The following is a 13,176-nucleotide window of genomic DNA, read 5'->3' as shown; positions in this document are numbered from 1 at the left end:
CAAGTTCCACATGGGGCGACAGCGCGCAGGACACCGGCGGTGGCTCTGGATCGGTGGGTCGGCGGTCGCCGTGCTCGCCGTCGCGGTCGGGACCGTGGGCGTCGTCGGCGTCCGTGAGGCGACCGCCGACCCGGGTACCGGGATGCTGCGCCTGGCGCACCTCTCGCCGAACACCCCGGCCGTCGACATGTACGCGACGGGCTCGACGCTGCCGCTCACCAAGGTCGCGAGCGACGTCTCCTACCGGGCGGTGAGCCCGTACCTCACCGAGCCGGCCGGCACCTACCGCATCCAGGGCCGGACGGCCGGCGCGCCCGCGTCGAGCCCGCCCCTGTTCGACGTGGCCGTCGACCTGCCCGCCGGCTCCGCACAGACGGCGACCTTCGTCGACATCGGCCCGAACGGCGCCACCCAGGCGCAGGTGCTCGACGACGAGACCGCGCCCGCCGCGGCCGGGTCGGGGGCGCTGCGCATCGTGCAGGCCGCCGCCGAGGTCGGCCCGCTCGACGTCGAGGCCAGCGACCCGTCCGGGCACGACGCGGACATCCCGCTCGCCCGCACCCTCTTCTACGGCTCGGCGACGCCCTACGCGACGGTCGCGGCCCACCCGTGGTCGCTGCGCCTGACCACCCGGAGCGGGAAGGAGTCGACGCTGCAGGTGCCGGTCACCAGCACCTCGGTCGCGTCCCTCGTCGTCACCCGCGGCGCCGACGGTGACCTCGCCGCGCAGGTCGTCCCCGACGCGGCCTCCGCGGCCGGCGTCCCCTCACCCGCCCCGGGGGCGCCCCCGGTGGCCGCGCCGCCCGCGCCGCGCACCGCCGAGTCGTCGGCCGCGCCGGTCGCCCCCGGCTCGCAGGCCCCGCAGCCCCCGAGCGCGCAGGCCGCTCCCGAGACCTCCACCCCGCCCGCTCCCAAGGCGCCCTCGCCGCCCGACGGCGGGATCGGCGCGGGCCTGGGCGGCACGTCGCGCGAGGACCTCGGGGTGTTCGCCGCCGGCGGCATCTGGGACACGATCGAGAGCTGGTTCGGCGCCGGCAGCGAGGCCGACCCCGGAGCGCCGTTCGCGGTGCGCATGCCGCTGGCCATCGCGACCGCCCCGCCGGCCGGCGGCCCGCACCCGACGAGTCTCGACATCCCCGCGATCGGCCTCGACGTCGGGAACCCGATCGACCTGCGCATCGACTACCGCGGCGCGTTGCAGGTCCCGACCGACTACACGCAGGTCGGCTGGTTCACCTCGTCGGCGGTGCCCGGCGACCCGGGCTCGTCGGTGATGGTCGGCCACGTCGACGACCGCAACGGCCCGGCGGTGTTCGGCCGGCTCGACGACCTCAAGCCCGGCGACACCATCGAGGTCGGGCGCTCCGACGGCGGGACGGCCCGCTTCGGCGTCGACTCGGTCGAGACGTTCGGGAAGGACAACCTGCCGACCGAGCGGGTCTACGGCCCGACGACGACGCCGAGCCTGCGGCTCATGACCTGCGGCGGGCCGTTCGACCAGGCGACCCTGAACTACCGCGACAACATCGTGGTGTTCGCGACGCCGCGCTGACCGCCCGGACCCTGACGGCCCAGCCCCGGGTGATCACGGGCACGGGGGGCAGGTCAGGGGGCCTCGACGGGTGCCTGGTGTGCCCGTCGCGGCGCCGCCCCCGACCCGTCCGCCGACCCGGCCGCCGACCCGGCCGCCGACCCGTCCGTCGCCGGACGCCGCGGTGCCAGCAGCGCCGCGGCGAGCCGGTGCCGCCACGACGACGGGTCGGTCGACGCGACCACCATGATCCGCTGGCGCAGCCAGGTGACCGGCTCGCGGGCGAGCCCGACGGCGACGTCGCGACGGCGCACCACGTCGGCGTGCTCCCGGCGCAGCTCGCGCAGGAAGCGGTGCTGCAGCGCCATGTTGCGGCGGCGGGCGGTGGAGGTGATCGAGCCGCTGGCCAGGCGGAACCGGGACAGCGACTCCGGCATCCCGTAGAACCCGCCCTGGGTCACCAGCCGCGCCGCGAGCCCGACGTCGAGGGCGTAGCCGTTGTCGGGGAACCCGCCGACGGCGTCGAACGCGTCACGGCGGAACAGCATGTTGCCGGGCACCCCGATCGGGCTGCCGCGGTGGCGCACGATGCGCCGCAGCACCGTCGTCGCGTCCCGGCGCCCGAGCAGGTCGGTGGTCCGCAGCGCGCGGCCGCGGGCGATCACGCGGTCGTCGTCGTCGACCAGGTCGTGCCGGCAGGACACCAGCGCGAGCGTCGGGTCCGCGTCCATCACCGCGATCTGCTCGGCGAGGACCGTCGGGGCCAGCAGGTCGTCGGCGTTGAGGACCTTGACCAGGGGCGCGCGAGCGTGGCGCACGGCGCGCTGGAAGTTCTCGGTGACGGGGACGGTCTCGTCGTTGCGCTCGACGCGGACCCGGGGGTCGTCGAAGCCGCGGACGACCTCGGCGGAGCCGTCGGTGCACGCGTTGTCGAGCACGACGAGCTCGAAGTCGGTGAACGTCTGGGCCAGCACGCTCGCGACGGTGCGGCCGACGTAGCGCTCCTTCTGGTACAGCGGCACCACCACCGAGACCCGGGGAACGGGCACGGCACCCGGGGTGTGACGCATCGTCATCTCCGGGGCGTCAGTGGCTCGTTCGGGCGACACCGTGCCATCGTCCGCGCGGCGCTACGTCTCCGTCAACCGGATGAACAGGACATCGGCTCCGTCGATCGCACCAGTCCTGTGACCCACCTCGGCCAGTCCTGGGAAGAGATCCCAGGGCGTCCGGGTGTCCCGCCCCCGACGATCGTCCGTCGGTGGACGGCTGCCCGGACGGAGGACCTCGATGACGCTGGCCCCTGCACGGACCGGTGTCGCGCGCCCGGCCGCGCGCCCGTCCTCCCGCCCGTCCTCCGGCTCGGCCTCCCGCCCGGTCTCCCGCCCGGCCGACGGGCCGCTGGACGTCTGCGTCGTCGGGATGCACTACGCGCCCGAGCACACCGGCAACGCGCCCTACACCACCGGCATGGTGGCCGCGCTGCACGCCGCCGGGCACCGGGTGCGGGTGGTCACCGGCTACCCGCACTACCCGGCGTGGGAGGTCACGGCGGGCTACACCGGGATGCGGCGCCACGAGGTCCTCGACGGCGTGCCGGTCACCCGCGTCCGGCACCCCGTGCCCGCCGTCCCCGACGCGCGCCGCCGCATCGTCATGGACGCCGCGTTCACCGCGCACGCCGCGCTGGTCGGCGGGCCGCGCCCCGACGTCGTCGTCGCGGTGAGCCCCGTGCTCCTCACCGTCCTCGCCGGACTGCGGTGGCGGTCCCGATGGCCCGGCTCCGCTGTGCTGCGCGGGCGGCGAGACCGGCGGACGGCCCTCGGCGTCGTCACCCAGGACCTCTACAGCCGCGCGCTGACCGAGACCGGCATGACGTCCTCGCGGCTGGCCCACTGGGGCGCCCGCCTCGAGGGGGCGCTGCTGTCGCGGGCCGACGGGGTCGCCGTCGTGCACCGCCAGTTCTCCGGGCCGCTCGCCGACCTCGGCGTCGACCCGGCGCGCATCACGACCATCCCGAACTGGTCGCACATCGCCCCGCCCACCGGCGACCGGGCGGCCGTGCGCCGCGGGCTCGGCTGGCGTGACGACGAGGTGATCGTCCTGCACGCCGGCAACATGGGCGTCAAGCAGGGGCTGGAGAACGTCGTCGAGGCCGCCCGGGAGGCCGACGCGCGCGGCGCCCGGGTCCGCTTCGTGCTCCTCGGGACCGGCAACCAGCGCGCCCGCCTCGAGGAGCTCGGCGCCGGGATCGAGCGGCTGGAGTTCGTCGACCCGCTGCCCGGCGACCGCTTCCCCGACGCCCTGGCCGCCGCCGACGTGCTGCTGGTCAACGAGGCGGCGACCGTCGCCGAGATGTCGGCGCCCTCGAAGCTGACCTCCTACTTCGCGGCGGGCCGGCCGGTGGTGGCGGCGTCGTGGCCGCGGTCGGCGGCGTCGGCCGAGCTGGCGCGGGCGGACGCGGGGGTGCGGGTCGACCCGGGTGAGCCGGTGGCGCTGCTGGAGGCGGTGACGACGACGGCGGCCGATCCCGCGGCGGCGTCGGCGGCGGGACTGCGGGGGCGGGCGTACGCCGAGGACACGCTGGGGGCGGCGGCCGCGCACCGGGCCTACTGCACGTGGGTGGAGGGGCTCGGCGCGCTCGTCCGGGCCTGACGTCCGGAACGCCACGTTCCGGACGTCCAGTGTCCGGAACTCGGCGTTGATCACCGACGGGGCGGAGTTCCCGACTCAGGGGTTGCAGCGGGGCAGCCCGCGCCCGCCCCGGTCACCCCGCTCGACGTAGACCTCGGAGAGGTAGCCGGTGCGCCCGTCGGGGAACGAGGCGCGGTACCAGAGGTCGGAGCGCACGTCGTCGGGGTTCGACTGCGCGGTGGGGTCGGAGAGGTCCCAGTTCCACATCATCTGCCCCTGCGTCCAGCAGTTGGCGACGACGGCGGCCCCGGACCCCATCTCGGTGCCCGGCACCTTGCAGTTGCGGCTGGGCTGGGCGCAGTAGGCGAGCGCCTCGGTCGAGAGGTAGGCGGGGGTGCGGTCCTCGACCAGCCGGTCCGGGCCGAGCGCCACCTTGTTCTGCACGACGATGGCCTCCACCGTCTGCGGGACGATCGGCGGCCCGGGCTCGGTCACGCGCCCGAGGACGAAGCCCAGCACGCCGACGACGAGGACCCCCACGACGGCGGCCGCCACGAGCAGGGCCCGACGCCGCCGCGGGGTCGGGGCGGCCGCAGGTCCGGGCACGTTGACCGGAGCGGGGGGCACGGGAGCCGGGACCGGCGGGTCCGGGGTCGCGACGACGGGCTCCTCCGGCGGCACCGGAGCCGGCGCGGCCGCGTCGTCGCCGGCGCGGAGCGCGAGCCAGCGCCGGTGCCAGGGCGCGGGGTCGGCGTCGCAGGCACGGACGAAGTCCTCGACGGTCTCCCAGCGGGGCAGGTGCTGGCCGCCGGCGGCGTCCGCGAGGGCGGTCTTGGACCGCCCGGTGCGCCGGGCCATCGTCGCGAACTTCGGGGTGCCGGCGGCCTCCCGCAGCGCGCGCAGGTCACGCGCGAACTCGACCAGCGGCCCGCCCCTGGGGTCGAGGTCGCGCTGCGGTCTGGGCATCGGCGGTCCCCCCGGAGTCGGCCGTCGACCGAGTGTCGACCCGCGGGTCCGCCGGCGGGTCGGCGGGGTCGTCACCGCCGGGTCGTCACCGCCGGGGTCGTACCACCGGGGTCGTACCGCCGGGGTCGTCACCACCGGGCCGGGGTGCCACTCCCGCGCTCCGCCGCACGGCCCGTTGCTCCCCCCGAGCACCGGGCCGTGCGTCCCCCCGTCGGCACCGGCGCGCGGTGGGAGCGCGGAAGTGGCACCCGGAGTGGATACGTGGTCCGGGATCCGTGGCGGTAGTCATCCGGACAACAGCCGCCGCCGGTCTATTCCAGGTCTCCGGCGGCCTATCCGGTATTGACGTGATCTCCCCGGGCACCCTCCGGGCGACCGCACGATCCCTGGAGGAAGGCCCCGGATGCCGAAGCCGCCCCTGCCCGACGAGGTCCAGCAGCTCCTCGCCCGCCCCAACCCGAGCGTGATCACCTCGCTGCGCCCCGACGGCTCGCCCGTGTCGGTGGCCACCTGGTACCTGTGGGAGGACGGCCGCGTCCTGGTGAACATGGACGAGGCCCGCACGCGGGTGCGCTACCTGCGCGAGGACCCCCGCACGACGATCACCGTGCTCGCCGAGGACGACTGGTACACCCACGTCTCGATGCAGGGTCGGGTCGTGAAGTGGGCCGACGACACCGACCTCGCCGACATCGACCGGATCTCGCAGCACTACCGCGGCAGCGCGTACCCGGTGCGCGACCGCCGCCGGGTCAGCGCCTGGATCGAGGTCGACCGCTGGCACGGCTGGGGCGGGCTGAAGGCCAGCGACAACCCCGAGAACTGACGAGCCCGGGGACCGGGCTCCGTCAGGCCGCGAGCGGCGCCGGCGGCGCGCCGGGGCCGTCGACCCGCGCCACGGTGTCGGCGGTCCACGGCGCGTCGAGCAGCATCCGCGGGGTGACCAGCGCCGAGGGCAGGAGCAGCCCCGTCGTCTCCCAGCCCTTGTACGGGACGCGGCGGCCCGTGTAGCGGCCGGCGAGCGGGCGCCCGGTGCCGATCCGGCGGGCGCTCGCGAGGATGTCCCGGGCGACGGTGTCGAGGAACGCGGGCGCCTCGACGTCGAGCCCGTCGACCAGGCGGTCCAGCGCCTCCTGGCACGCGTCGCCCGTCGCGACGTCGAGGTAGAGCTTCATCATCGTGCCGAGGACGCCGTCCTGCGCCGGCGGCCGCGTCGCGGGCGTGACGCCGCCGGGTGGCTCCAGCGCGGAGAGCGGGAAGCGCTCGCCGAACGCGCGGGCGACGGCCTCGGCGCAGTAGAACGTCCGCTCGCCGGGCTCGCCCTCCCAGGCCCGGGCCGCCTCGATGGCGAGCGCCCGGATCGTCGCGCCGGCCTCCTCGTCGAAGAGGGTGCGGTCGAAGGAGGCCAGCGCGATCGCGACGATGAGGACCTTCGGGACCGAGAAGGACCCGTCGTCGGGAACCCGGAGCTCACGGACCGCCGCGACCGCGCGGGCCCGCGCCTCCGGCGAGGGCACGGCGAGCCGGTAGACCGACTGCCCCTTGCCCCAGAACTTCTCGAACTTCTCGATGCGCAGCCCGGAGAGGTCGAACGGCTGGGCGGCGATGAAGGACTTGCGGGCCGAGGCGATCGCGCCGTTCCCGAGCGCGATGCCGCTGTGCGAGAAGCCCGACCCGTCGAGCCGTGTGATCATCTCTCCGAGCGGCTCGCCGGCCACGGGGGTCACCAGCAGTACGTCGCCCGGCTTGACCTGGTCTGGTCGAATGGCGAGATCGGTCGTACGGTGGTCGATACAGGTCACTGTGAGTAACACGTCCTGGGGGGCCGGTGACGGAGATCCGTCTGCTCGGCACGGTGGAGGTCGTCGGAGCCGACCCCGTGCGCAGCGAGCTGCTGCGCACCCTCCTGGCGCTGCTCGCCCTCGACCCCGGTCGCCCGGTCCCGACGCCCACGCTGATCGACGAGATCTACGGCGAGGCACTGCCCCAGGATCCGCGCGCGGCGCTGCAGATCCAGATCACCCGCCTGCGCAAGGTGGTGGCGCCCGCGCGCGTCGAGAGCATCGGCGGCGGCTACGCGCTCGGGGTGCCCCGCGCGGCGGTCGACCTCTGCCGCTTCCACGACGCCGAGCCGCTCGTCGCCCTCGCCAACATCGACGGCGAGCCGTTCCCCGGCTGCCGGTCCACGCCGCGGCTGGAGACCGAGCGCCGCCGGGTCGAGGTGCGCTGGCTGGAGCTCGTCGAGGCCCGGGCCCGCGCCCTGCTCGACGACGACCAGCCCGGCGCGGCGCTGTCGGTCGCGGCGCCCGCCCTGGCCGGTCACCTCGACCGCGAGCACCTCGCCGCGCTCGTCGCGACCGCCCTGCACCGGGTCGGGCGCTCCGGCGAGGCGCTGCGCACGATCGCGGCCACCCGCCGCGAGCTGAAGGTCGAGCACGGGCTCGACCCCGGCCCCGAGCTGCGCGGCGTCGAGCTGTCCGTCCTCGAGGCCCGCGAACGGACCCTCGGGCCCGTGGTCGTCGGGCGCGAGGGCCCGCTGGCCACGATCCGGGAGGGCCTCGACGACCCGGAGGCCGGGCGCCTCGTGCTCGTCGCCGGGGAGGCCGGGATCGGGAAGTCGACGCTGCTCGGGGCGGCGGCCGAGGAGGCGTCGCGGCGGGGCGCCCGGGTCGGGCGGGGACTGTGGGAGCACGACCAGGCGCCGTTCGCGGCCTGGGTGGAGGCGCTGCACCGGGTCGGGGTGGAGCCGCCGTCGCTGCGCGACCCCGCCCCGGGCCGCACGCTGCGCCGCCGGCTCGCCGTGGCGGCCGACGAGGGCCACGTCCTGGTGACCCTCGACGACGCCCATCGCGCCGACCGGGCCTCGCTCGACGTGCTGCGCGCACTCGGGCGTGCGGGCCTGCCGCCCGGCGTCGTCGTGCTCGTCGCCGCCCGGGAGCCCGACGCCGTCGCCCACCCCGCCTGGGGCGAGGCCGCCGCCGACCTGGCGCCGCTCGAGGGCGTGGAGCGCACCGTGCTGCGCGAGCTCGACGAGGCGGGCACCCGCGCGCTGGTCGGGGCCGAGCTGGGGGAGACGCTCGCCGACGCCCTGTGGGCGCGCACCGGCGGACACCCGCTGCACCTGTCCGCGCTGCTCGCCGAGGTCCGGGGCCTTCCCGACGACGAGGCCCGGGTCGCCGCCACCGCCCGGGTCCCCGAGCGGCTCCGGCCGCTGCTCGCCCACCAGCTCGAGCAGCTGCCCGAGGCCTGCCGCGCCGGGCTCGAGGCCCTCGCGGTCCTCGGCCCGCTGCCCCTGGCCGAGCTCGCGGACGCCGTCGGGGAGCCGGCGCGGCGCCTCGCGGGCGACCTGCGTCCCGCGGTCAGCCACACGCTCGTCGAACCGACGGCCGACGGCTTCGCCTTCCGTCACGAGCTCACCGCGGCCGCGGTGCTCGACACCGTGCCGGCGGTCGTCGCCGCCCAGCTGCACCTGGCCCGCCACGAGGCGCTGCCCGCGGACGCGGCGCCGTTCACGGTCCTGCGCCACGCGGTGGGCGCGGCCGCGCTGCTCCCGCCCGCCACCGTCGCCGACGCGCACCTGCCCGCCGTCCTCGCGGCCTACCGCGACGGGGCCCTCGCCGACGCGGAGCGGCTCCTCGACACCGGGCTCGAGCACGCGACCCGGCCCTGGCGGGTGCGGCTGCTGCGGGGGCTGGTGCTCGAGGCCCGGGGCCGGGTCGACGAGGCCGCGGAGGAGTTCGACGCGGTGGTCGCCGACCCGACCGCGGACGTCGCGGACGCCGTCGCCGCCGCCATGGGCGACGACGCCCAGGGGCCCTCGGTCGCCGGCCGGCCGCGGCGCCTGGAGCGGCTGCGCCGGGTGCGCGACCTCGACCTCGACGACCGGCAGCGCGCCCGCGTGCTGCGCGGGATGATCACCGAGGAGCAGCAGCTGGTGGGCGTCACCGAGACGCCCTCGCTGGTGGCCGAGCTCATGGCGCTGGGCGACTCCCGCGCCGAGGCCGACCCCCACCTCGCCGCCGAGGTCGCCGTGGCCACGGCGTTCCTGCAGCTCGACGCGGCCGTCCCGGCCGCCGAGCGCGTCGGGACCTGCCTGCGGGCGCGGGAGCTCGCCGAGGCCGCCGGCGAGCTCACCCTGCGCTTCGAGGCCGACGAGCTGCTGGTCGCGGCGCTGGTGACCGCGGGGCGGCTCGACGACGCCCTCGCCCGGCACGCCGATCTCGCCCCCGAGGCCGAGCGCCGCCACCGGCCGCGCACGATGTGGGCGACCCGGCTCGTCGACGCCGCGCTGCTGCTCGGGATGGGCAAGGTCTCCGACTCCGACGAGGCCGCCCAGGACGCGCTCGCCCGCGGTCAGGAGCTCGGCATCCCCGACGCCCTCGGCGCCTTCTTCTGCCACCTCGTGGCGCGGCACCTGCTCACCGGCGACATGACCGTCCTCGGCGGCCTGCCCGCCACCGCGGCCGGGATGTACCCGCGCGTCTCGGCCTGGCGTGCCTGCGCGGCCGTCGACGCGGTGCACGGCGGCGACGCGGCGACCGCCCGCACCCGCTTGACCGAGTTCCACGAGCAGCGCGCCGGACGCGAGGGTGGGCTCTTCGACCGCACCGGCCTGTGCCTCGCGGCGTGCGCGGCCTACGCCGTCGGCGACGCGGTCACCGCGCGACTCGTGCTCGACGCGCTGCCGGAGGACCCGGAGTCCACCGTCGTCGTCGGGATCGGTGCCGCCTTCTTCGGACCCCTCGACCTCTACCGGGGCCTCGCGACGGCGGCTCTCGGCGACGGGGCCGCCCGGGACGCGGTCACGCTGTTCCGTGCCGCGGGGTCGACCGCCGCCCGCCTGGGCTGGACGCCGTGGGCGGACGCGGCCGAGAGCCTCGCCCACCGGCACGACGGCGTGGGCACGGTGCCGGCGTCGCCCCCCGCCACGCCGGCACCGAACCCGCCGCTGGGACTCCGGCCGGTGCGCTGACCGCGCCTCCGCCCCACCGTCGTCCACGTCCTGATCGAAGCCGACCGGCCTTTCCCCATCCTTTCGCGTGCACGTGACACGCGGGCCACGACGCGAGGCGCATGATCGTCGGGAGGAGGTGCGGCATGCGGGCGACGACGGGTGCCCTGGTCGGAGCAGGTGCGGGGGCGCTCGTGCTGCTCCCGGAGGTCCTGGGGCTCGACCGCACGCCGCCCTGGCCGCTCGTGGTCGCCTTCCGGCGCCGCCTCGCCGTCGGGACCGGGCTCGCGGGGCTGGCCGTCGCGGCGCGGCGGGGGCGCGGGCGGGCGCCGGCGCTCGGGGCCGCGTCGGTGGCCGGGGGAGCCCTGGGCCTCTCGCTCTTTCGTCACCGGCGGCGGCGGGAGCCGGTCGGGGTCGGGACGCGGGAGCTCACGGTGCTGGGCGCGAACGTGTGGCTGGGGCGGGCGGACCCGGCCGCGCTGGCGGCGACGATCGCGGACCGGCGGCCCGACGTGGTCGTCCTGCCCGAGGCCGGCGACCGGTTCCGCAAGCGGCTGCTCGACGGCCTCGAGGGCTACCGGGCCTGGTCGTGCGCCCCGCAGCGTCCGGCGGTCGAGGCGTCGGGGGCACCGGACGGGCCGTGCCTGACGGTGCTCACGGCGGCCGCCCTGGGGGAGGTCGAGGTGGCCGTGGCGTCGACGGACACCCGCTCGGGGTGGGTGGTGGTGAGCGGCGGCGGCCTCGGGCCGGTCCGGGTGGTGGGGGTGCACCCCGCCGTGCTGCTCCCGGCCTCCACCCCGGACTGGGTGCGTGAGCTGGCCCTGCTGCGGCCCTGGCTCTCCGACCCCGCCCGGCCCACCGTCGTCCTCGGCGACCTCAACGCCACCCTCGAGCACGCGCCCCTGCAGCGCGCCCTGGGCGGGGCGCGGCCCGTGACGCGGAGGGCGGCCGCGACCTGGCCGGCGTGGTGGCGGCGAGCCTGCGGGGTGACCATCGACCACGTGCTGGTGGCGGGGCCGATCGGGGTGCGCGGCGTCGAGGTCCTGGACGTGCCCGGCAGCGATCACCGCGGCGTGCTGGCCCGGCTGCTGGTCTGAGAGCGCCGGGCGTTACCCCTCGCCGGGAGATGTCAAACGCCATTAGCTCGTCGGGGTCGTTATCGAGTCGTGATCTGCTCGGATATCGCTATAGATTCGCTGCTCAGCGCTTCGGTTGCGTGTGGCGGAACGCTTCGGCCGAATTTGCCGTTATCTACCCGTGACCTCGTAGACGATCACCTCGTTACGGGATTCAGGCAACGGTCCGCGACCGAGGCCATGCCGGTTCGGGGGAACCACCACGGACTCCTCCCTGCCGAGCGATGACGTTCCGACAGTCGAGGAGACGCTCCCCATGGGTCACCACAGCACGCACCAGGACAACGACCGGCTCGGCGGCCTCGTCGGCCGCGGCGCGATGACCGGCCTCGCCGCGCTCGCGCTGCTCGGCGGCGGCGCCGGCGTCGCGCTCGCCGACGAGGCCCCGGCCGACGTCGGCCACGACGCGACCCAGTCGCAGTCGCAGCACCAGGACAGCTCGAAGGACTCGGGCGACCAGAGTTCGAAGGGCGACTCGTCGCAGGGCGACTCCAGCTCGAAGAGCTCGGACGACTCCTCCTCGAAGGGCTCCTCGCAGGGCGACTCGAGCTCGAGCGGCTCGGACCAGTCGGGGTCCGACCAGTCGGGTTCGGACGAGGGCAACCCGCTGGCGGGCACCCCGCTGTCGGCGCTGCCGATCTCGGGCCTGCCGATCTCCTCGGGTGCGGCTGCGCTGCAGCAGGCGCCGGCCGCCCTGCAGGGCGCCGCCTCGAGCGCGCCGATCGTCTCGAGCCTGCTCTGAGCTGACGCAGCGCTGCGTCGTCGGCGGGCGGGGCCGGGTCGGCTCCGCCCGCCGACGCATGTCCGGACCCGGGTGCTACCCGCCGGTCCCACGCGCAAACGCGATGGCGCTTCGCTATTCGCAATACTCGTGCGGGTCATGTATCGGACATTCGACGTGATGGTCCCGTGACCTGTGCTGACATGTCCTCGTTGGCGCCGGGTCGGGGAGAACACCTGGTTCCCCGCCGCCGAAGACGCCCGGAACAGAGGGGAAGTCCGATGGGTGCTCACCATGCGCCGCACCAGCACGACCGCATCACCGGCCTCGTCGGCCGCGGGGCCCTGACCGCCGCGGCCGCGCTCGCGCTCGCCGGCGGGGGTGCCGGTGTCGCGTTCGCGGGAGATGCCCCGACCGACTCCGGCCAGGACTCGTCCGCGAGCTCGTCGCAGGATCAGGGTCAGGACCACGACTGCTCCTGCGGCGCCCACCACGAGCACGGCGAGCACGCGCACGGCAAGCACAGCCGAGGCGAGCACGGGTACGGCGGGTGGGACGGCCACGACGGCTCCCGGGACGAGCACCACGGCGGTCAGGACGGGGACGGCGGCGACTCGGACGACCCGCTCTCGTCCGTTCCGGGCCTCGGTGAGTCGGACGAGGGGCAGGTCACGGGCGACGACGGCGGGGAGTCGACGAACCCGGCCGCCGGCACGGAGGAGGGCGCCGGGTCGTCCGAGAACGCCGGCTCGACCGACGACACGGGCTCGAGCGAGAACTCTGACCCGGCGGACGGGACGGCGTCGGAGGAAGACGGCGGTGCGGGCGACGCGACCGATGGCCCCACCAGCGGTGACGAGGACGGGCTGCCCTCGCTCGACGGCGATCAGACCGCAACCCGGGACGGCGGCATGACCGACGCCGGCGACCAGACCGACGGCAGCGAGCGGACCACCCCCGCCGCCGAGCAGTCCGAGGGCGGCGAGCAGGCGAACACCGCTGCCACGAACCCGCCCGCCCAGGACGCTCCGAGCCAGAGCTCGGCTCCCGCCACGCCCGTGAAGGAACCGATCATGGCCGTCTAGGGCATGCGCCCGCGCCGAGTGGGCCCTCATGGCTGCCGCTGCAGCCCTCGAGGTCCACTCGGTGAGGGCGGCGCCCGGCCTCGGGCCTCGAGTGGGCTCCCACGGTCGCCACCGCAGCCCTTAGGGCCCACTCGGTGGGGGCGGCGCCCCGC

At 76.4% G+C, this 13,176-nt stretch carries 10 protein-coding genes; 7 read left to right on the top strand and 3 right to left on the bottom strand.

Annotated features, from left to right (window positions below):
* Window positions 1–10 precede the first annotated feature (10 nt).
* Window positions 11–1,552, top strand: coding sequence for a class F sortase (locus tag HH311_RS32605; protein ID WP_169183821.1), 1,542 nt, complete (start codon window positions 11–13; stop codon window positions 1,550–1,552).
* A gap of 53 nt (window positions 1,553–1,605) precedes the next feature.
* Here HH311_RS32605 and HH311_RS11625 read toward each other — a convergent pair whose 3' ends face one another.
* A complete protein-coding gene (locus tag HH311_RS11625; RefSeq protein ID WP_169183820.1) occupies window positions 1,606–2,580 on the bottom strand; it encodes a glycosyltransferase in 975 nt (324 codons plus the stop codon).
* 241 nt (window positions 2,581–2,821) lie between these two features.
* Here HH311_RS11625 and HH311_RS11620 point away from each other — a divergent pair, with 241 nt between their 5' ends.
* On the top strand, window positions 2,822–4,186 hold the full coding sequence (locus HH311_RS11620) for a glycosyltransferase family 4 protein (RefSeq protein WP_169183819.1): 1,365 nt from the start codon (window positions 2,822–2,824) through the stop codon (window positions 4,184–4,186).
* 75 nt (window positions 4,187–4,261) lie between these two features.
* Here HH311_RS11620 and HH311_RS11615 read toward each other — a convergent pair whose 3' ends face one another.
* The gene (locus HH311_RS11615; protein ID WP_169183818.1) at window positions 4,262–5,131 is read right to left on the bottom strand and encodes a helix-turn-helix transcriptional regulator; all 870 of its coding nucleotides are present in this window, start codon (window positions 5,129–5,131) and stop codon (window positions 4,262–4,264) included.
* Between the two features lie 403 nt (window positions 5,132–5,534).
* On the opposite strand from HH311_RS11615, the gene HH311_RS11610 reads away from it, so the two are divergent.
* Window positions 5,535–5,957 carry a PPOX class F420-dependent oxidoreductase gene (locus HH311_RS11610; RefSeq protein ID WP_169183817.1) on the top strand — a complete coding sequence of 141 codons (423 nt, stop codon included), beginning with the start codon at window positions 5,535–5,537 and terminating at the stop codon, window positions 5,955–5,957.
* A gap of 22 nt (window positions 5,958–5,979) precedes the next feature.
* On the opposite strand, the gene HH311_RS11605 is transcribed toward HH311_RS11610, so the two are convergent.
* Window positions 5,980–6,825 carry a hypothetical protein gene (locus HH311_RS11605; RefSeq protein WP_169183816.1) on the bottom strand — a complete coding sequence of 282 codons (846 nt, stop codon included), beginning with the start codon at window positions 6,823–6,825 and terminating at the stop codon, window positions 5,980–5,982.
* Between the two features lie 134 nt (window positions 6,826–6,959).
* On the opposite strand from HH311_RS11605, the gene HH311_RS11600 reads away from it, so the two are divergent.
* The 4 genes from HH311_RS11600 to HH311_RS11585 all read left to right on the top strand — a co-directional run bounded on the left by HH311_RS11600 (window position 6,960) and on the right by HH311_RS11585 (window position 13,024).
* Window positions 6,960–10,103 carry an AAA family ATPase gene (locus tag HH311_RS11600; RefSeq protein WP_169183815.1) on the top strand — a complete coding sequence of 1,048 codons (3,144 nt, stop codon included), beginning with the start codon at window positions 6,960–6,962 and terminating at the stop codon, window positions 10,101–10,103.
* A gap of 125 nt (window positions 10,104–10,228) precedes the next feature.
* Window positions 10,229–11,179, top strand: coding sequence for an endonuclease/exonuclease/phosphatase family protein (locus tag HH311_RS11595; RefSeq protein WP_169183814.1), 951 nt, complete (start codon window positions 10,229–10,231; stop codon window positions 11,177–11,179).
* A 295-nt stretch (window positions 11,180–11,474) separates the two neighbouring features.
* The gene (locus HH311_RS11590; RefSeq protein WP_169183813.1) at window positions 11,475–11,960 is read left to right on the top strand and encodes a hypothetical protein; all 486 of its coding nucleotides are present in this window, start codon (window positions 11,475–11,477) and stop codon (window positions 11,958–11,960) included.
* A 260-nt stretch (window positions 11,961–12,220) separates the two neighbouring features.
* Window positions 12,221–13,024 (top strand): hypothetical protein, encoded by an 804-nt coding sequence (locus HH311_RS11585; protein WP_169183812.1) that lies wholly within the window; start codon window positions 12,221–12,223, stop codon window positions 13,022–13,024.
* The last annotated feature ends 152 nt before the right edge of the window (window positions 13,025–13,176 follow it).

The organism is Actinomycetospora sp. TBRC 11914 (assembly GCF_012933465.1).
In the GTDB taxonomy this organism is placed as follows: Bacteria; Actinomycetota; Actinomycetes; order Mycobacteriales; family Pseudonocardiaceae; genus Actinomycetospora.
This window is presented reverse-complemented; position numbering and strand designations above follow the sequence as displayed.